Annotated in this window: 18 protein-coding genes and 2 tRNA genes; 13 read left to right on the forward strand and 7 right to left on the reverse strand. The window is 64.3% G+C overall.

Annotated elements, in window-relative coordinates:
• The first annotated feature begins 92 nt into the window (after positions 1-92).
• The 7 genes from P8192_RS03790 (at position 93) to P8192_RS03820 (ending at position 6,391) form a co-directional block, all read left to right on the forward strand.
• Positions 93-968 carry a DsbA family protein gene (locus tag P8192_RS03790; protein ID WP_278158618.1) on the forward strand — a complete coding sequence of 292 codons (876 nt, stop codon included), beginning with the start codon at positions 93-95 and terminating at the stop codon, positions 966-968.
• Positions 969-1,031: 63 nt separating this feature from the next.
• A tRNA-Thr gene (locus P8192_RS03795) sits at positions 1,032-1,108 on the forward strand.
• Positions 1,109-1,206: 98 nt separating this feature from the next.
• Complete coding sequence (locus tag P8192_RS03800; protein ID WP_278158620.1) at positions 1,207-1,854, forward strand: DUF6308 family protein; 648 nt, start codon at positions 1,207-1,209, stop codon at positions 1,852-1,854.
• Between the two features lie 107 nt (positions 1,855-1,961).
• Positions 1,962-2,540, forward strand: a complete 579-nt coding sequence (locus P8192_RS03805; protein ID WP_278158622.1) for a type IV toxin-antitoxin system AbiEi family antitoxin domain-containing protein — start codon at positions 1,962-1,964, stop codon at positions 2,538-2,540.
• Between the two features lie 56 nt (positions 2,541-2,596).
• Positions 2,597-3,718: a sugar diacid recognition domain-containing protein gene (locus P8192_RS03810; RefSeq protein ID WP_278158624.1), complete on the forward strand. Its 1,122-nt coding sequence runs from the start codon at positions 2,597-2,599 to the stop codon at positions 3,716-3,718.
• A gap of 65 nt (positions 3,719-3,783) precedes the next feature.
• A complete protein-coding gene (locus P8192_RS03815; protein ID WP_278158626.1) occupies positions 3,784-4,950 on the forward strand; it encodes a glycerate kinase in 1,167 nt (388 codons plus the stop codon).
• Between the two features lie 79 nt (positions 4,951-5,029).
• The gene (locus tag P8192_RS03820; protein ID WP_278158628.1) at positions 5,030-6,391 is read left to right on the forward strand and encodes a GntP family permease; all 1,362 of its coding nucleotides are present in this window, start codon (positions 5,030-5,032) and stop codon (positions 6,389-6,391) included.
• Positions 6,392-6,435: 44 nt separating this feature from the next.
• On the opposite strand, the gene P8192_RS03825 is transcribed toward P8192_RS03820, so the two are convergent.
• Complete coding sequence (locus P8192_RS03825; RefSeq protein ID WP_278158630.1) at positions 6,436-6,669, reverse strand: hypothetical protein; 234 nt, start codon at positions 6,667-6,669, stop codon at positions 6,436-6,438.
• Between the two features lie 115 nt (positions 6,670-6,784).
• Here P8192_RS03825 and P8192_RS03830 point away from each other — a divergent pair, with 115 nt between their 5' ends.
• Positions 6,785-8,161: an NtaA/DmoA family FMN-dependent monooxygenase gene (locus tag P8192_RS03830; RefSeq protein WP_278158633.1), complete on the forward strand. Its 1,377-nt coding sequence runs from the start codon at positions 6,785-6,787 to the stop codon at positions 8,159-8,161.
• A gap of 11 nt (positions 8,162-8,172) precedes the next feature.
• On the opposite strand, the gene P8192_RS03835 is transcribed toward P8192_RS03830, so the two are convergent.
• The gene (locus P8192_RS03835; RefSeq protein WP_278158635.1) at positions 8,173-8,484 is read right to left on the reverse strand and encodes an AzlD domain-containing protein; all 312 of its coding nucleotides are present in this window, start codon (positions 8,482-8,484) and stop codon (positions 8,173-8,175) included.
• A complete protein-coding gene (locus P8192_RS03840) occupies positions 8,481-9,233 on the reverse strand; it encodes an AzlC family ABC transporter permease (RefSeq protein ID WP_270106053.1) in 753 nt (250 codons plus the stop codon). The genes P8192_RS03835 and P8192_RS03840 overlap by 4 nt, the downstream gene beginning before the upstream one ends.
• Positions 9,234-9,335: 102 nt before the next feature.
• Between P8192_RS03840 and P8192_RS03845 the strand changes: the two genes are divergently transcribed.
• A tRNA-Val gene (locus tag P8192_RS03845) sits at positions 9,336-9,412 on the forward strand.
• Between the two features lie 183 nt (positions 9,413-9,595).
• Positions 9,596-11,437 (forward strand): threonine/serine ThrE exporter family protein, encoded by a 1,842-nt coding sequence (locus P8192_RS03850; protein ID WP_278158638.1) that lies wholly within the window; start codon positions 9,596-9,598, stop codon positions 11,435-11,437.
• Positions 11,438-11,446: 9 nt separating this feature from the next.
• On the opposite strand, the gene P8192_RS03855 is transcribed toward P8192_RS03850, so the two are convergent.
• Complete coding sequence (locus tag P8192_RS03855) at positions 11,447-12,133, reverse strand: uracil-DNA glycosylase (protein WP_278158640.1); 687 nt, start codon at positions 12,131-12,133, stop codon at positions 11,447-11,449.
• Between the two features lie 110 nt (positions 12,134-12,243).
• Between P8192_RS03855 and P8192_RS03860 the strand changes: the two genes are divergently transcribed.
• From P8192_RS03860 to groL, 3 genes are all read left to right on the forward strand, one after another.
• Positions 12,244-12,501: a DUF3263 domain-containing protein gene (locus P8192_RS03860; RefSeq protein WP_270106050.1), complete on the forward strand. Its 258-nt coding sequence runs from the start codon at positions 12,244-12,246 to the stop codon at positions 12,499-12,501.
• Complete coding sequence (locus P8192_RS03865) at positions 12,498-13,172, forward strand: LytR C-terminal domain-containing protein (protein ID WP_278158642.1); 675 nt, start codon at positions 12,498-12,500, stop codon at positions 13,170-13,172. Before P8192_RS03860 ends, P8192_RS03865 begins: the two co-directional genes overlap by 4 nt.
• Before the next feature lie 201 nt (positions 13,173-13,373).
• Positions 13,374-15,008, forward strand: coding sequence for a chaperonin GroEL (groL, locus tag P8192_RS03870; RefSeq protein ID WP_270106048.1), 1,635 nt, complete (start codon positions 13,374-13,376; stop codon positions 15,006-15,008).
• Positions 15,009-15,104: 96 nt separating this feature from the next.
• Here the strand turns inward: groL and P8192_RS03875 are convergent, their stop codons facing one another.
• From P8192_RS03875 to P8192_RS03885, 3 genes are all read right to left on the reverse strand, one after another.
• Positions 15,105-16,079 carry a DUF4031 domain-containing protein gene (locus tag P8192_RS03875; protein ID WP_270106047.1) on the reverse strand — a complete coding sequence of 325 codons (975 nt, stop codon included), beginning with the start codon at positions 16,077-16,079 and terminating at the stop codon, positions 15,105-15,107.
• An 87-nt stretch (positions 16,080-16,166) separates the two neighbouring features.
• On the reverse strand, positions 16,167-16,457 hold the full coding sequence (locus P8192_RS03880) for a WXG100 family type VII secretion target (RefSeq protein WP_270106046.1): 291 nt from the start codon (positions 16,455-16,457) through the stop codon (positions 16,167-16,169).
• A 115-nt stretch (positions 16,458-16,572) separates the two neighbouring features.
• Entirely contained in the window at positions 16,573-18,213 is a 1,641-nt protein-coding gene (locus P8192_RS03885) for a sensor histidine kinase (protein WP_431521136.1), read from the reverse strand.
• Positions 18,214-18,216: the final 3 nt, after the last annotated feature.

The following is an 18,216-nucleotide window of genomic DNA, read 5'->3' on the forward strand; positions in this document are numbered from 1 at the left end:
TCTCAGGTGTAGTTCAGATTTGAGCGGTAAAGTGTCGCCCGTTGAACGTACCGTGCCCTCCGGCACCCACCACGATTGGACCAACAGACTTCATGGCCTCGAACAACCGCCCTTCGAAGAAGGAACGTCAGGAATCGGCGCGCGATAAAGCACGTCAGATGGCAGAGCAGCAGCGTCAGCGTGAAAAGCGCAACCAGATGATCACCATTTGGTCGATCGTGGGTGTCGTGGTGGTGGTCGTCGCGGTGGTCGTCGGCTTTATCTGGATGAACTCTTCCCGCTCCATCCCCACCACTGGCCCCGCTCCGGCCGTTGCTACCGAGCAGGGTGGCGTCGTGCTGACCTCCACCACGGAGATCGCCGACGGTGCTGACGTGGGAGAGGTCGACGTCGAATCCGTCGGTGAAGCCAATGTCGGCGACGGTCAGCCCTCCGAGCTGGAAGGCGCCGAAGCCTCCGCCGAAGGCGAGCCCGTGAACGTTATCGTCTACGCCGATCCGAACTGTGTGCACTGCGCCGATTTCGAGCAGACCAACGGTGAACAGCTCAATCAGTGGCTCGATGCCGGAGACATCACCCTGGAATACCGCCTCGTGAACTTCCTGGACTCGCCCGGCACCGAGAACTACTCCTCCCGCGCAGCCAACGCCGCCATCTGCGTGGCCGAGGAGTCCCCGGAGTCCTACAACGATTACATCGCCCAGATCTTCGCCGCCTACGACGGTCAGGGCATGAGCAATGATGAGCTCAAGGAGATGGCCTCCGGTCTCGGCGTGGACATCAGCTCCTGCGTTGACGGGAACACCTACCGTCCGTTCGTGGACTGGACCTCCGATCTCGCACTGGCCGACGGCGTGGCCGGTACCCCCTCCGTGTGGGTGCAGGGTAAGAACTGGGCCGTGGACGGCGCCGACCAGGGCTTCGCTGAGTGGACCCAGTCCATCATCGACGAGCACCAGGGTGCCTGATTTTCCGCTACCCTAGATAAGGTCGTTCTCGAGCTGTCACGAAATTGGCACGTGAACGATCCCGCCTCCTTAGCTCAGTTGGCCAGAGCATCTGTCTTGTAAACAGAGGGTCGCCGGTTCGAATCCGGCAGGGGGCTCCACCACACCACTGAAGACGACGAAGGCCTTCACGCATTCTGGAGATCCAGAGCAAAGTGAGGGCCTTCGTCGTTGAATTTTCGCCTGGTAGGGTCTTGCTATGGGAGACCAGATGATCACGGTGGGCGGACGCTCAAGTTCCGCGCAGAAACTTCTTTGCTATGCCGAAGCGTATTTAACCGAAGAAGGGAAATGGGCCTATCCGGCATACGACAGTTACGAGAGTTCTACCGCGTCGAAGGTTGTCGGGGACGCCGACCTTTTGGCGGTTTCATTGCTTAACGCAGGGCAAAAGCCGATCCCCACTTTCTACACGTTTCGTCGCCTCCTGGCGCCGCTGAATGAACGGCTTGCTGACCCGGCATTGGACGGAACGCTCGAAGACGCTGGTGACGAGACTCTCGACGCCATTGCTGATCTCTTCGGTGTGCTCGACGAATACGCGCCGACTCCACAGGTCGGCAAAACCAAGCTCAGTAAGGTCCTTCATCGAAAGCTACCTGCTCTACTTCCGCTCTTCGACAAGCAAGTATGGCGCACATACTCCGAAGGCGACGCGGCGCCGCTTCCGAAAGACAGGAATCGGTCGCATCGGGACTATGTTCGTTCGTGGTTGCCTTTACTGCAGGAAGATCTCACTAAGAACCGAGCATTCTTAGAAGAAGTGACCAAACTAGCTTTGCCGGACGTGCAAATTACTAGGCTTCGGGCTCTCGACATCATTGCGTGGCATCTGGGCGGAAAATAGCGGTCATCGACGATTCAAGAACCTGCGGCGGTGAGCCAAGAAATTCGAACCGGTCCATCCTAACTCTCTACCGATACCCTTGATGTGTAAAGGGTGAGGAGGCCGTGATGCCGATATCCGAGCTTATTCCTGCTGCCTTCACTCTTGAAGATGCGCGCTCAGTCGGTCTGACCAAGGAACATGTCTATTCCTTGCTCCAGCGAGACGAAATCGAGCGTGTTGAGCGAGGTGTCTATCTGCGTCCAGACGTTATTCAGCCAGAACTTACTGCAATAGCCATCGTTACGGCTCTGCGTGGCGATGCCACACTGTGCCTGGCGAGTGCACTCGTTCACCACGGCCGGAGTGATGTGGTCCCGTTTGCTTCCGATATCGCACTTCCTCGAGGGGCCCATCGGCCAACCGGTCTCTCGAACGTGACCTGGCATAGCTTCAATCCAGCAACATTTTCGATCGGTCGTGAGCACGCGGATGCCGGCGGCTCCATCGTGGCGATCTACTCGGCTGAACGGAGCATCGTTGACAGCTTTCGACTGATGCACCGGGAAGGAAGTGACGTTGCGTATGAAGTACTCCGTCGTTGGCTACGGAATCGAGGGAACACTCCGGCGCGGTTACTGAAGGTTGCGAGCTCGTTCCCGAAAGCGCTCCCTCGAATCCGGGACGCATTGAAAATTCTCCAGTGACACCGCCAGCACCTATCGGAGGCGACTAGCCAAGATGCACTGATACCGTTCATGAAATGAAGAAGCGTGCTCCGGAGCTGATGACGCGTGACATGGCGCAGCACGTGATCGACACCATCAAACCCACGGTGCGTCACAACATCAACATCATGGACTCCCACGGTGTGATCATCGCTGCGGTTGACCCGGATCGGGTGGGCACTCACCACGCAGGCGCACTGCAGGTCGTGGCCGCCCAAAATTCCGTGGAGATCTGGGACCGTGACGATGAATCGGGCGTGCGTCCCGGCGTGAACATCCCGCTGTGGCACGACGGTGCGGTCCGCGGTGTTGTGGGACTCACCGGCAACCCCGACGAGGTGCGCTCCACGGCCGAGCTCATCGCCCTGACCGTGGAACTCTTGCTCACTCAAGAACGGCAAATCAACGACGACGTTCAACGGGACACCCAAGCCCGCGATGTGCTCGCTGCCCTGAGCTCCGGGGCCAGTGATCCCAGCGACCTCGGCTCGCGCCTGTCCGCGCTGTCGATCCTGGGGCCGTGGACGCTCGCGGTCAGCCTCAACATCGACGCTCAGGACCCTCTGCGGACGGTCACGCCGGGGCGGTTGAGTGAACGGCTGCGCCGACTCAACAGGACGCCGGGGGTCATGGCAGCCGAACTCTTCGGCGCGGTCTGGACGCTACGGTCTGGTGCCTCCGCGCCACGGGGAGGAAAGCTGGTGGACGAGCGACGCATCGCTGTACCGGCCGCATCCTCCATGGCACAGCTCCAAGCGCAAGCGGTCACTTTGCGCCACGCCTGCGCGACCCCGGGGATCTTCCCCGCAGTCAACGCCTCTACTGAGTCGGACGAGATGCAACAGCCACCGATGTGGCGGTGGGAGATTGCCTCGGTGGTGGCCTCGATGCCGCGGACCGCCATCTCGCACCGTGCCGAGGTAGTGTCCAAGCTGACCCGAGAACAGTGTCGAACGGTGCTGGCACTAGGCGAGCACTCTTCCAGCCACGCCGCGGCTGCGGGGCTGTACATCCATCGGAACACCATGGCTCAGCGGATCGACCAGATCATCGCACGCACAGGGCACGATCCGAGGATCGGGGCGGAACTATCCGCCTTGCTGCTATCCGTATATGCCCGCGCGGCACTGGGTGATCTGCACATATTCGGCTCCTGACTAGGTGCGCGATGTAGTGCTTTTGCACGTCGAAATAGATGTGACCTGTGTCATAATCTGCAAGGATGAGCCGTGCAGATCGACCGTCGCCACTACGTGTGGCAGTGATTCCTGACTCCTTCAAAGGCACCCTCGACGCCCGTCGGGTGGCTACGGCCATCGCTGATGGTGTCCGTCGTGCAGCGGGTGAAGCGCAACAGGACATCATTGTCGATGAACTGCCCTTTGCCGATGGGGGAGAAGGCACCCTGGATGCAGTGCTCGCCGCGTGGGGGACATCTGCCCAGAGCTGTACGACCACGGACGCGATCGGCCGGCCCTGCAATGCCGAGTACGCCGTCTCTGCCGATGGCCGCATCGGACTGATCGAGGCGGCCCAGGCGAACGGGCTCGCCGCCGTGAGCGATGTCCCGCTACGGGCTGCCGAAGCCACCACGCGGGGAGTGGGCACTTTGGTGCGCGCCGCCCTTGATGAAGGCGTGGACGAAATCCTGCTGACCATCGGCGGATCAGCCACCACCGATGCCGGTACCGGTTTGCTGCGCGAACTCGGCGCGCGCTTTTTCGATGTGAACGGCGTCGAGTTGCCCGACGGTGGTGGTTCGCTGCTGAACCTTGCCACCATCGACCTCTCCGGAATTGATCCTCGAGTACGAGACGTCACCTGGCGCATTGCCACCGACGTCACCAACCCGCTCACCGGGCCGCAGGGCGCGGCGCATGTTTTCGGCCCACAGAAGGGCGCCGCTCTTGAAGACGTGGAGCACCTGGACCGGTGCCTGAAGCACCTGGCTGAGGTGGTGGCGGAATCTGGCGGAAAATCCCTCGATGGCGTGGCCGGATTGGGCGCGGCCGGCGGGCTGGGAGCGCTGCTCTATGCCTTCTTCACCGTCGAGCTAGTGCCCGGATGGGAAATGGTCAGCGACGCACTCGGTGCGGCCGAAAAAATCGGTCAAGCGGACCTCGTGTTCACCGGTGAAGGCCGGTTCGACACCCAGTCGCTGGACGGCAAAGTCATCCACGGCGTCCGGCAGCTCACCGCAGAAACGACCCCAATGATCGTCCTGGCCGGCCAGGTGGCCGTGGATGCCGAGGCGCTGCAGGCCAGTGGCGTGACAGCGGCGTTCTCCATCGGCCGCGGTCCGGGCACTCTGGAGGAGACGGCGCCGCACACCGCCGAGAACCTGACCTGGACCGCCTATCAAGTTGCTCGTCTGCTGCTGACACCCTGACGCGCATCCCCTCTGTCACTCACCTCATCACTCCAACGCACACCGTCGTGACGAACCCCTTGAAGTAAGCACCCCCGAAATGTATGAACTCATCGTTCTGATCGTGTTGGTGATCGGCATCGTGCTGGTCACCGCGCGGTGGAAAATTAGCCCCTTGCTGGCACTACTGGGTGCCGCCATCATCGCGGCATTCGCCTACGGCGTGCCTATGGACGAAGTCGTCACCGCCATTGGCGGAGCGTTTGGAAGCACCATCGGCAATATCGGTTTGGTGATTCTGGTTGGCACGATGCTCGGGGCGATCCTCGAGCGTTCCGGTGCGGCGATCGCTATGGCCGATTTTCTGGTGAGAGTGCTGGGACCGCGATTCCCCAACCTCACCATGAGCTTGGTCGGCTACATCGTGTCTATTCCGGTGTTCTGCGACTCCGGCTACGTGATTCTGAACTCCCTGCGCAAGGCGATCACCGTGCGCACCGGGGTCTCACACATCGCCACTGCTATTGCGTTGATGACCGGCCTCTACGCGACACACACCCTGGTACCTCCCACCCCCGGTCCACTGGCAGCAGCGGAAAACGTCGGCATCTCCCACAACCTGGACTTCCTGATTCTGGTGGGTCTGCCGGTGGCCATGGTGGCCGCCATGGCGGGCCTGCTCTACGCGCAGCGCTTCTCCAAGAGCACGCTGCCGCTGTTGGAGCCGACGTCGGAATCCGACCTGGACAACAAGACCTACGAGGAACTGCGCTCCAGCTACGGAAAACTGCCCTCGGCGGCCGCCTCCTTCTTTCCGATCGTGCTGCCCCTGGTGCTCATCATGCTGTCCTCGATTGCGAAGCTGCCCGCCCAGCCGTTTGGTGACAGCATCGTCACCGAGATCATCATCTTTCTGGGCACCCCGCTGATCGCGCTCATCCTTGGCCTGGCATCCGCAGTGTTGCTGATGCGCGGCAAGGGCAAGCTCGAACGGTTCAACGCGCAGATCTCCGAGGCGGTCACCGTTTCCGGCCCCATCATCTTCATCACCGGTGCCGGTGCCGCGTTTGGTGCGGTGCTGGGCGGCTCCCGTCTCACCGACTTCCTGGCTGATGGGCTGAGCTCACTGGGGCTGGGACTGCTGGTTCCGTTCTTGGTGGCCGCCGCACTGAAGACCGCGCAGGGTTCCTCCACCGTCTCCCTGGTGACCACCTCGGCGATGATGGCACCGCTGCTGCCGTCCATGGGGCTGGGATCTGACCTGGGCATGGTGCTGACGGTGCTGGCCATCGGTGCAGGCGCGATGGTGGTTTCGCACGCCAACGATTCCTTCTTCTGGGTGGTGTCGCAGCTCAGCCGCATCCCGGTGGGCACGGCATACCGCACGCTGACGGTGGCCTCCGGGATCGAAGGCCTCGCCGCCTTCATCGTGGTCTGGATTCTGGGGGCCGTGCTGCTCTAAGGACCGGCCGGAATCATCACGACCGAGCACGCCTCATGAGCGGATCAGCGTAACCACCATGAGGCGTGTTCGTGTCCGTGCTGCGGGCACTGTGGGTCGGATTCGGTGCGATAACGGTGATCCAGGTACGTCCCGCCCCACTGGCGGATCCGCTCGGTCGCCCAGGTGCACGTACACGTTTCGGAGGCCAGAAGTTCCTCGATGAGTTGGCCGTACTGATGCTGCCAGGCGCGGTGTGCGGCGCGGTCGGAATGATCCAGAGGACGAGGGTCCGTCATCGTTTTCCTCCTGCCGCGCTAGCGTGTTGGGTGCACCGCCATTCTAGGCCGAGGTGCACGTCACTCCGCGAGCACCTGCGCGGGTGAGGTGAATCCGCGTGTGACAATGAGAGCCATGTTCCTCAGCGCGCTCGACATGATGGTGCCCACTCACCAGACGTCCGGGCTCTGGCGTCACCCCGATGCCGATCCCGACCAGTTCACCGACCTGAGTTTCTGGGTCGAGCACGTGCAACTGCTGGAATCCGCGGGCTTCGACACCGTGTTCTTTGCCGATGTGGCCGGGGTGTACGACGTGTACGACGGGTCGGGGCGCACTGCGATTCAGGCCGGCATGCAGTACCCGGCGCTCGATCCGCTACTGCTGATCAGCGCGCTGGCGGCGGCGACCGAACGGATCGGCTTCGGCGTCACCGCGAACGTCTCCTACCTGCCCCCGTACCTGCTGGCCCGCACCTTCGCCACGCTCGACCACCTCACCGGCGGGCGTATTGGCTGGAACATCGTGACCGGCTACCAACAGTCGGCGCTGCGCAATCTCGGTACGGAAGAGCTCATGCGCCACGACGAGCGCTATGACCGGGCCGATGAATACATGGACGTCGTCTACGGGCTCTGGGAAGCCTCGGTCGAGCCCGGCGCTGTGGTGAACGACGCCGCGGCGAACACCTACCTGGACCCCGACAAGGTGCACACCATCGACCACCAGGGCCGGTGGTTCTCGGTGCCTGGGCCCGCGCTGGTGACGCCGGGTCCGCAGCGCACCCCTTTGCTTTTCCAAGCGGGCTCGTCACCGCGGGGTATCGACTTTGCCGTCAAGCACGCCGAAGCGCTCTTTTTCTCGGGCACCTCCCCGGCCAACGTACGCCAACTGGTGGACCAGGTAGAAGCGCGTCTGGCGGCGGCCGGGCGCGCCCGCGACGAGGTGCGGCTGATCACCTCGATCACCGTCATCGCCGCTGCCACCGATGAAGAAGCGCAGGCACGGTTCCGCGACTACACCCACTACGTGGACGAGGACGCCGCGCTGGCCCTGTTCGCCGGGTGGACCGGCCTGGACCTGGCCCAGCTCTCCGGCGACGACGTGATCGAAGAAGTGCACATCGAGGGCAACCGCTCCGCACTGCAATCGTTCACCTCCATGGACCCGGACCGGCAGTGGACCGTGGCAGACTTGGCCGCCTATATGGCCATTGGCGCTCGCGGCCCGGTGATCATCGGCTCGGGCAAGACGGTCGTTGACGAACTGGAGCGGTGGATGGCCGAGGCCGGGGTGGACGGCTTCAACGTCGACTACGCCCTGCGTCACATCGACCTGCAAGCCTTCGCTGAACACGTCAGCCCCGAACTGCGTGCTCGCGGATACCTCGACGCCGTGCCGGACCATACGGACGTCGACGTGCAGCAGTCGCAGACGTTGCGCGGCCGGGTCTTTGGATACGACTGGTTGCCGACGCACTCCACCGGAGGATCGCGCCGCCGCCAGGGCTGAAGAAACCCGGTTTAGGGGAAGCCCAGCAGACGCAGTCCCGCAGCGACGATCGCGCCGACCAGCACCACCACCAGGAACGGAGCCCGATGGATCAGGGCTACCGCAGCGGCAACAAGCGCACCGATGCGAGAATCCGCGGTGAGTGAAGTGCCATCACCCAGGGCGTTCATCGCCACCAATGCTGCGAGGAGTCCGATGGTCACCGCGTTGGCGGTGCGCAGCACCCGCTCGTGCTCGAGCCAGGCCTGTGGCATCAAATAGCCCACGAATTTGGTGGCGAAGGCAATCACCGAGGCCAGCAGTATCCAGAACCACAGGCTCATGAGGCCTCCTCTCGCAGAATCTCGGCGCGGGGGCGCGGCTCGGCAATGAACCAGCCCCAGATGCCGGCGACGGCGGCGGCCAACAGAATCGGCAGCCCGGCCGGCAACATCGGCAGGGTAATCGAAGTGACCAGGGCGGCGGTGACCGCCAGTGCCCAGGTGTTGCCGCTGCGCAACCGGGGCCAGAGCAGCCCCAGCATCGCTGCGGTGGCCGCACCATCCAAGCCCCAGTTGGCTGGGTCACCGAGCGCGGTCCCTGCCACCGCGCCGACAATCGTGAACAGATTCCACAGCAGATAAACACCGATGCCGGCACTCCAGAAACCAATGCTGATGCCACGGCGGTCTGTCTGCGTGGCGGCCGTGGCGGCGGACTCATCGATGGTCACGTGCGCCGCCAGCGGTCGCAGGGCCGGGCGCGGACGCAACAGTGCCTTCATCTGCATGCCGTAGACGGCGTTACGCACCCCGAGCAGCGAGGCAGCCCCGGTGGCGGCCCCGCCCAGTTGGGCTCCGGATCCGCCGCCGAGGACTCCGATAAAGGCGAACTGGGATCCTCCGGTGAACATCAGGGCGCTCAGGGCGATGGTCTGCCAGACGGAGAGCCCGGCGGTGACGGCCAGGGCGCCGAAAGAGATACCGTACAGTCCAGTAGCGATGGCCACCGAGACGCCGGTGCGCAGGGCGGGATGCGACCAGAATGAAGGGTCGGGCTGTTCCCGTGCGAGCTCGGAGGGGGTAGCGGGCATAGCGCCCATCTTATGATCAACCCCAGGTCGTGACGGTTGCGTTTCTCACGCACGATGGATTTCTGCGCGCCGGTCTTCTCTGCTAAACTCACTAAGTCGCTTGGATCTTTAGCTCAGTTGGTTAGAGCGTTCGCTTCACACGCGAGAGGTCGCTGGTTCGAGTCCAGTAAGATCCACCACCCATCAGGGCCCTGTACAGGGGTCCTGATCTCGTTAAGAGCGGGTCGTCCGCCCGTGAAATTCCATTCCTCGTCGATCGTGGTTCACCGCCGCGAAGGCGTCATGACACACACATCAGAGATGGTCCGTCACGGACCCGCGGTCCGCCGACGGCCGCGAGTGAGCCGACAGGAGGTGGTCGAATGACCCGCGAACCGCACCCCGACGCATCCTCACCCGATGAGGTGCCGCACGGTTCTACCGCCGCCGGTGCGGCCATGGAATCAGAAACGGCGCCAGCCACCGGCCAGATCACCATTCCCGTGATCCGTCCCGCGGTCACCCTCCCCAACCCGGACGCTCAGGCGCCCCAGATGGACCCCTCGGACGGGTTCGGCCCTGAGACCGCGCCCACGGCTGCGCTGTCGGCAACGGAGACGCCGAGCACGGACACCCGTGACCTCTACACGGTGCCCGCGGCGGATCCCGAGCCCGCCCCGACCGTCGGCGCGCTGCCGGTGATCTCCGCCCCGGAAGCACCCCGCCCGCAACCAACCCGCCCCCGGAAAGCTCAGCGAGAGCCGGGCACCTCGACCGGCCGCCCGTCCCGCGGTCTGCGCCTGCCCGCGCGTCGCCCGCGCCGTCGTGAGGAGTCAGAGTCCCAGCCGGCCGAACCGTACCAGGAGCGGATGCCTACTCAGGTGATGAACCTGGTGAGCCGCCTGGAAACCAGCCCGTTTGCAGCTGCAGCGCGCAAGGAATACCAGAAGGCCGCTGAGGCCGCCGATATTCGCAACACCCTGGACTTCGCCATGAAGTTGGGGGAGACCATGTTCCGTTTCGGTGCCGGCGCCCTGGAGGTGGAGACTTCGATCATCGTGGTCACCCAGGCGTACGGGGTGCACGAGACCGAGATCGACATCACCAACCAGGCGTTCTCGCTGAACTATGCGCCTCCGGGGGAGACTCCGTACACGCTGCAGCGCGTGGTGCGCTCCTGGTCGCAGAACTACGCCGGGCTGGCGTTCTTACATCGGTTGGTCTCCGCGATTGCATCCGGCGACATCACCCGCGAAGACGCTGAGCGGCAACTGGCTGAAATCCGGCACCGGCGCAAGCCGTTCCGGCCGTGGATGACGGTGTCGGCCAACGCCCTGTTCGCCGCCCTGTTCGTGCTCTACATCGGTGGCAGCCCGCTGGCCGGGCTGATGACGCTGGTGTCGGCGGCCGTCGTGGTGATCGCCATGTATTCCATGGCCCGGTTGCGAGCGCCCGAGTTCTTCACCACCATGCTGGGTGGGTTCTTGGCCACCGTGATCTCGTTAGGGTTGTTCTCCTTCGACGTGTTCAAGGACCCGGCTACGGTGGTGGCCGGCATCTTGATGATCATGTTGCCCTCGGGGCGCATCGTCTCCGCGGTGCAGGACGGCATCAACGGCTTCCCGATCACCGCGGCCGGCCGTTTTGTCTCCGCAGCGCTGACCTACGTCGCCATGGTTGGCGGCATCGTGCTGGCCGCCGTGTCCGCCTCACAAATGGGGGTGCCCGAGGTCGACGTGACCGCAGCCCCGGTCAACTCGTACCCTGTGTGGGTGCTGGGCATCCTGGTGTTCTTCGCCTCGGCTGGAGTGGCGGCCGCGGAGCAATCCGAGTGGCGGTTGCTACTGCCCACCGGCATTGTCGCCACCCTCGGATTCATCGGCTACGAATTCGCTCTGTTCCTGGGACTCGGTCCGGTGATTTCACCTGCCGTGGCCGCCGTCATCATCGGTTTCCTAGCGCGCATGGTCGCATTGCGTCTCGGTGCACCGCAGCTGGTGATCGCGGTGCCCTCGGTGCTGTTCCTGTTGCCCGGTCTGGCCATCTTCCGCTCCATGTACGAGATCGCCATGAACACCGGTGCCGTCAGCGGCATCGTCGGCATGGTGATGGCCTCCATCGTCATCCTGGCGGTCGCAGCCGGCTCCGTGCTGGGCGACACCCTAGCCCGCCCGCTCACCTCGAATCTGCAAGGGAACGAACGACGGCGCATCGGCCGCCGCTGAGCCGAGCGGTCAGCGCACCTGCCAGTCCACTGGCTCCGCACCTTGGGCCCGCAAAAACTCGTTGGCCCGCGAGAAGGGCTTCGAACCGAAGAACCCGCGACGTGCCGACAGCGGGGAGGGGTGGGCGGACTCGATCACCAGCACGTGCTCGCCCGTCTGCAACACCGGGGCCATGCGGCGGGCATCGTTGCCCCAGAGGATCGCCACCAGTGGTTGGTCCCGAGCGGCCAGCGCCCGTACAGCGGTTTCGGTGATCTGCTCCCACCCCAGGCCACGGTGCGAGCCCGGTGTGCCGGCCTGCACCGTGAGCACCCGGTTCAGCAGGGCCACACCTTGCTCGGCCCACGAGGTGAGATCACCGTGCTCGGCCGGGGCGATGCCGAGGTCGTCGTGCAGTTCCCGATAGATATTCGTCAGCGAACGCGCCAGGGGACGCACGTCGCGGGCCACGGAGAAACTCATCCCCACCGCATGTCCCGGGGTGGGGTAGGGGTCCTGACCCAGGATCAGCACCTTGACCTCATCGAAGGGCTGGCGGAACACGCGCAGAATATTCTCGGCCGCCGGCAGCACCTGTTCCCCGGATTTCTGCCGCTCCTGCAGGGTTTCCGCCAACGCGGCGAAGGTGCCGGTGTGCTCGGCCAGCACCGCATCCCAGCCCTGATCCAGGGGTTCACGTACGTCAGAGATCAGCATCCCACCAGCCTAACCAGCCGTCGGGACCATGGCCGACGTCCGAGCGCGTAAAATGGAGGATCACCGACACCCGTCGTTATGCTGGTTACCGATTCAACGAGGAGCGATCCATGCCCGGCTCTGAGCTCTCTGAGCGGGACCGGAACATCCTCGCCTTCGAAGAACAGCGTTTCACCTACCAGGGAGCGAAAGACCAGGCCATCCGCGATACGTTCGGGCTCTCGGCGACGACGTACTATCAGATTCTCGCCCGATTGCTCGACGACGAACGCGCCCTGGCCTATAAACCTCTGGTAGTGCGACGATTGCGTAGACTCAGATCGACCCGATTTCGTGCCCACGGCAGTCCAGAGCAGGGGAGCTCATGACCAAGTATCCGCAGGACCACTACGATGACGTCCCGGAATACACCGACCAGGTCGGTGCTCACCGCGCCGCCGTCGCCAAGCCCGAGTCCAACACCGGGCTCAATGTGCTGATCATCGCCGCCGCGTTGGCGCTGGTCGTGGGCATCGTCTCTTTCCTCCTGTTGCCCCAGCTGCGCAACGACTGGTTCGGTGCCTCCGCACCCACGGATGAGCAGACCACCGAAGCCCCCGCCGATCCTTCCGGCACGGACGCCGACGCTGAGACCGATGCCGGGGCTGGTGAAGCTGAGGCCACTGACGAGGACGCTGCCCGGGGCGATGAGACCGACCCGACCGGTGGCGAAGCGGGAGCGGGCGACGACCTGGAGGGCGGGGAGGAGCCGGACCCGACCGGTGCCGCCAACGTCGATTACAGCCAGGGCATCGAGGTCTACAACGCGACCATGACGCCGGGGCTGGCTGGACAAGCAACCCAGCAGCTGACCAGTGCGGGCTTCAACGTGCCGATCACCGCGAACTGGCAGGGCTCCGCCGTGTCCTCATCGGTCGTGTATTACGCTGACGACGAAGCCACCGCTCAGGCCATCGCCGACGAGCTTGGCATCACCGCCGTCCACGTGCCCAGCATGGGTGCCATCGCCGTGGTCCTCGCCGACGACTTCGCCGACTGACCGTCGCAGTTCGTTCCGGGCGTCAAGCACTTGCACTCGCCAGGGGTGAGTGCTAAAAATGGGGTTAGCACTCTCGGGCTCTGACTGCCAGAGCTTTCTCGAGTTAGTTGGGTCGATTACCAGTGCGTCGACCAGCCGTCGCGGGCGCTAACTCGGGCCGAGGTACCTACATCAAGACCCGTCCAGAAAGGACTGCGACAAATGGCTAAGACCATTGCATTTGATGAAGAGGCTCGCCGCGGCCTGGAGAAGGGGCTCAACACCCTTGCCGACGCCGTGAAGGTGACCTTGGGCCCCCGCGGCCGTAACGTCGTTCTCGAGAAGAAGTGGGGCGCCCCCACCATCACCAACGATGGCGTGTCCATCGCCAAGGAGATCGAGCTCGAGGATCCCTACGAGAAGATCGGCGCCGAGCTGGTCAAGGAAGTCGCCAAGAAGACGGACGACGTCGCAGGCGACGGCACCACCACCGCGACCGTGCTGGCTCAGGCCCTGGTCAAGGAAGGCCTGCGCAACGTGGCCGCCGGTGCCGACCCGATCGCCCTCCGTCGCGGTATCGACAAGGCTGTCGAAGCTGTGACCGCCCAGCTGCTCGATTCCGCTGTGGAGATCGAGACCAAGGAGCAGATCGCCGCGACCGCGTCCATCTCCGCCGCTGACACCCAGATCGGCGAGCTCATCGCCGAGGCCCTGGACAAGGTGGGCAAGGAAGGCGTCATCACCGTCGAGGAGTCCAACACCTTCGGGCTGGACCTCGAACTGACCGAGGGTATGCGCTTCGATAAGGGCTACATCTCCGGTTACTTCGTCTCCGACGCCGACCGCCAGGAAGCTGTCCTGGAGGACCCCTACATCCTGATCGTCAACTCGAAGATCTCCAACGTCAAGGACATGGTGTCCTTGCTGGAGAAGGTCATGCAGTCCGGCAAGCCGCTGCTGATCATCGCTGAGGACGTCGAGGGTGAGGCCCTGGCCACCCTGGTGGTCAACAAGATTCGCGGCACCTTCAAGTCCGTGGCCGTCAAGGCTCCCGGCTTCGGTGACCGCCGCAAGGCCATGCTGGCCGACATCGCCATCCTCACCGGTGGCCAGGTCATCTCCGAAGAGGTCGGCCTGTCCCTGGACAACGCTGATATCTCCGTGCTCGGCACCGCCCGCAAGGTTGTGGTGACCAAGGACGAGACCACCATCGTTGAGGGCGCCGGCGACGCCGACCAGATCTCCGGCCGCGTAGCCCAGATCCGCGCTGAGATCGAGAACACCGACTCCGACTACGACCGCGAGAAGCTCCAGGAGCGTCTGGCGAAGCTGGCCGGCGGCGTGGCTGTCATCAAGGCCGGTGCTGCCACCGAGGTGGAGCTCAAGGAGCGCAAGCACCGCATCGAAGACGCCGTGCGCAACGCCAAGGCTGCCGTGGAAGAGGGCATCGTCGCCGGCGGTGGCGTGGCCCTGATCCAGGCTGGCGCCAAGGTGCTGGCCGGTCTGAACCTGGAAGGCGATGAGGCCACCGGCGCCAACATCGTCAAGGTCGCTGTGGAGGCTCCGCTGAAGCAGATCGCCCTGAACGCTGGCCTCGAGCCCGGCGTCGTGGTAGACCGCGTGCAGTCCCTCGCCGACGGTGAAGGCCTGAACGCCGCCACCGGCGAGTACGAGAACCTGCTGAAGGCTGGCGTGAACGATCCGGTGAAGGTGACCCGCTCTGCACTGCAGAACGCGGCCTCCATTGCCGGTCTGTTCCTGACCACCGAGGCCGTTGTCGCAGACAAGCCCGAGAAGGCTCCGGCCGGCGGCGGCGAAGGCATGGACCCGATGGGTGGCATGGGCGGCATGATGTGATCAGCTGATCACGGATGACGCCTCGCTGACCCGAGGATCACCGACGGTGGCCCGCACTCCTGAACGGAGTGCGGGCCACCGTCGTTTTGTGGTTCGCTACTCTTGCTGAGTCTCGTCGGGCTGTTCTGGTGTCTCGTCGGATTTCTTGCGGGCCTTGCCCGAGGGGTAGAGCTCGGCGATGAGATTCTTGCGCGCCTGTCGTTCCCAGCGTTTGATCGCGGTGCGGGTGTTGAAGATCGGGTTCTGCGCCAGCAATGACCGCAGCACTTTCTCCCGACCGGCGAAGAACTGCTCGTCGGGGATATGGGCGAAATCCTGCCGGACGGCGTCACGGTAGCGGCCGTAGGCGCCCGGATTGCGTCCCAGCACCTCCAAGTCGGCATCACAGAGCACCTGGCCGCCGGGATCGTCCTCGTGGGGATCGTGGGTAAAGGTCAGCCGCACCAGCCGGGCCGTTTCGATGATCTCTGAGGCCGGCAGCCCCAGCTCGGGCAGGGTGCGCTCGGCCAGCCGGGCGGAGTCTTCTTCATCCTGCCCCGGGGGGCGGGCCGGACTTCCTAGGTAGATTGCATCGTGAAACCACGCCGCCAATTTAACGGCCCGCGGGTAGGGGCCAAAGGATTCGCCTTGTCGCTCCAACAGATCCAACGCTTTGAGTACCGAGAGCAGGTGCGAGAGGTCATGGTAGTGCCGGTGAGGTTCGCGCCAGCGCTCGATCAGACCTGTGGCGATCGGATCCCGGTCCAGCTCCGAGGTGCCGGGGAAGAGCCGGTCGAAGCGCTGGTGCAGGATTTTCTGCAGCTTGCTGGGGCGCTGTGCGGCGGGGATGCGCAGCCCCGAGGCGACGAGGCGGCGAACCAGCTCGCTGCCGGAGACCTCCACGGCGCCGGCAGCGACGAGATCCCCGTACATTTCCACGGGCACGTCGTAGTGGTCGCCGTCGAAGGCGCGCGGGGCGACGTCATTGGCGCGGGCGAATCGGTGCAGCTCATCCAGCGATTCATCTGAGACCAGATGGGAGAAGACGGTGCCATGTGCCGGCCACCGAGCTGGATCGATGAGAACTGCCATGGTCCCAGCCTACCGAGGATGCAGGCCGGAACCATGGCGTTCACCTTTCAACGGGGCGATATTCGTGCGCGCAGGTCACGGAGGTGACTATCCGCGGAACATGGAGGCGTTCGCAGTCTCCGTCTGCAGGTACTGGTCCGCGGCGTGGCTCATGGCGGTACGGATGGAGGTCAGCGACTCTTCCACCCGAAGTTGGGTGGCGCGCCACTGAGTGAGTACCTCCTGGAAATTATTGGACGCCTGTCCGCGCCAGGTGTCCTGTAGCTGGCGGAGGTGGGCTTCCATTGCGTTCACTTCGGATTGCAACCTCCCAATGGAACCCTCCACGGCGGAGGATTTCGCGAGAAGGTCGTCGGTGTCGATCTGAACCAGTGCCATGGGTGTCTCCTGAGTCGTCGTCGGGGAACGGGCTGTCCGTTCTGATGACCACGCTAGAAGTCTGGTGCGGAGTGGGCCGAGCCGCGAGCCTGCGGTGGGGGAGAAGACCCGTGGCTCAGGAGGCTGTGGAGGAGCCGTTCTCGTCTTCCTCGGTGGCGTCGGAATCCTCCGAATCCTCGTCGTCCTCGATGGGATGCCAGGGCAGGCGCACCGACATGGTGGCGCCGCCGCCTTCGGTTTCGCTCAGGCGCACGGAGCCGTCGTGCTGCGCGATGATGGCGGCGACAATCGCCAGGCCGAGCCCGGTGCCACCGGTCTCACGGTGCCGGGAAGTATCGGCGCGGTAAAAGCGCTCGAAGATCCGGTTCGCATCCTCTTCCGAGATGCCGGGGCCGTGGTCGCGGATTTCGATGACGGCATCGCGTGCCACCCCGCGATCCGAGCCCAATGCGCCGGCGGAGCCGTCGTCGTCGAGTCCCGAGAGCACGTCCACGGTGCCCACTGCGATCTCCAGCGGGGTGCCCTCCGGGGTGTAGCGCAGCGCGTTGGTGACCAGGTTGACGATGACCTGGCGCAGCTTGTGTTCGTCGCCGATGGTGGGAGCGGACGCGGGCAGATCAGAATCGATTCCCACCAGGGACACGGTACGGTCCGGGGCGTTGACCCGGGTGTCGACGACGGCGTCGGTGGCCAGCATGAGCAGATCCAACGGCACCAGGTCCAGGGGGCGCTGCTCATCCAAGCGGGCCAGGGTGAGAAGGTCCTCGACCAGGTGGGTCATCCGGGTGGATTCTGACTCGATGCGGCTCATGGCGGTGGCGACGTCGTCGGGCTTGACGATGCCGCCGTGACGGTAGAGCTCGGAGTAGCCGCGGATGGTGACCAGCGGGGTGCGTAGCTCGTGGGAGGCGTCCTGGATGAACCGGCGCATCTTGTCTTCGGAAACTTCTTTGGCCCGGAATGCGGTCTCGATGCGGGCGAGCATGGCGTTCAGGGAGCGCGAGAGTCGGCCCACTTCGGTGTCGGGTGGGCCGTTGGTGATGCGCTGGGAGAGGTCCCCGGCCGCAATGGCCGCCGCGGTACGTTCCATTCGGTTGAAGGGTCCGAAGGCGCGGGTCACCACCGTGTAGGCGATGAGAGAAGCACCGAGGGTGGCGAGCAGGCCGATGGTGACCACCAGGGTGGTGACCCGGTCGGCGGATTCGTAGACGGTGTCCAAGGGTAGGGCGATGGCAATGGAGCCGGCTCCGGATTCGAGGCGGTAGAGCTGGACGCGCCAGCCGCGGGAGTCATCGGCGGTGCCGGGCACGTTGTAGGCCTCGGTGCCGTGGGCGTTGACTTCTTCCTCGGTGAGCGGCGGGATATCGGGGGAGTCGGCCCGGGTGCGGATGGCGACGGTGACGTTGCCGTCGTTGTCCCACGCCTCGGCGTAGAACCGGACGATGGATTGCTGCACCGAGTCGCTGTCGAGCTCACTGGAGCTGCCCAGGGTAATCAGGAAGGTGGAGACCGCTCCGGCGTTGGCGTGGATGTCCTCGTCGATCTGGCGCATCAGCTCCTGGCGGTACAGGGAGCTGGTGAGCAGGGCCGTGATGAACACGGTGGCCATCATCAGCACCGAGGTGATCACCACGAGCTGGGAACGCAGGGAGGCGGCGCGCCAGGTGCTGGAGATCCAGCGGAAGGGTGCAAAACCACGGCGCACCCGAGGCGGTCGGCTCGGGCGCGCCGGAATCTGTTTGGTGGGGGACGCCAAGAC

Source organism: Citricoccus muralis (assembly GCF_029637705.1).
GTDB lineage: Bacteria > Actinomycetota > Actinomycetes > Actinomycetales > Micrococcaceae > CmP2.

Coding starts and splice junctions, on each gene's coding strand:
- P8192_RS03790 (WP_278158618.1), top strand. CDS start 93: ATGGCCTCGAACAACCGCCCTTCGAAGAAGGAACGTCAGGAATCGGCG.
- P8192_RS03800 (WP_278158620.1), top strand. CDS start 1,207: ATGGGAGACCAGATGATCACGGTGGGCGGACGCTCAAGTTCCGCGCAG.
- P8192_RS03805 (WP_278158622.1), top strand. CDS start 1,962: ATGCCGATATCCGAGCTTATTCCTGCTGCCTTCACTCTTGAAGATGCG.
- P8192_RS03810 (WP_278158624.1), top strand. CDS start 2,597: ATGAAGAAGCGTGCTCCGGAGCTGATGACGCGTGACATGGCGCAGCAC.
- P8192_RS03815 (WP_278158626.1), top strand. CDS start 3,784: ATGAGCCGTGCAGATCGACCGTCGCCACTACGTGTGGCAGTGATTCCT.
- P8192_RS03820 (WP_278158628.1), top strand. CDS start 5,030: ATGTATGAACTCATCGTTCTGATCGTGTTGGTGATCGGCATCGTGCTG.
- P8192_RS03825 (WP_278158630.1), bottom strand. CDS start 6,669: ATGACGGACCCTCGTCCTCTGGATCATTCCGACCGCGCCGCACACCGC.
- P8192_RS03830 (WP_278158633.1), top strand. CDS start 6,785: ATGTTCCTCAGCGCGCTCGACATGATGGTGCCCACTCACCAGACGTCC.
- P8192_RS03835 (WP_278158635.1), bottom strand. CDS start 8,484: ATGAGCCTGTGGTTCTGGATACTGCTGGCCTCGGTGATTGCCTTCGCC.
- P8192_RS03840 (WP_270106053.1), bottom strand. CDS start 9,233: ATGCCCGCTACCCCCTCCGAGCTCGCACGGGAACAGCCCGACCCTTCA.
- P8192_RS03850 (WP_278158638.1), top strand. CDS start 9,596: ATGACCCGCGAACCGCACCCCGACGCATCCTCACCCGATGAGGTGCCG.
- P8192_RS03855 (WP_278158640.1), bottom strand. CDS start 12,133: ATGCTGATCTCTGACGTACGTGAACCCCTGGATCAGGGCTGGGATGCG.
- P8192_RS03860 (WP_270106050.1), top strand. CDS start 12,244: ATGCCCGGCTCTGAGCTCTCTGAGCGGGACCGGAACATCCTCGCCTTC.
- P8192_RS03865 (WP_278158642.1), top strand. CDS start 12,498: ATGACCAAGTATCCGCAGGACCACTACGATGACGTCCCGGAATACACC.
- groL (WP_270106048.1), top strand. CDS start 13,374: ATGGCTAAGACCATTGCATTTGATGAAGAGGCTCGCCGCGGCCTGGAG.
- P8192_RS03875 (WP_270106047.1), bottom strand. CDS start 16,079: ATGGCAGTTCTCATCGATCCAGCTCGGTGGCCGGCACATGGCACCGTC.
- P8192_RS03880 (WP_270106046.1), bottom strand. CDS start 16,457: ATGGCACTGGTTCAGATCGACACCGACGACCTTCTCGCGAAATCCTCC.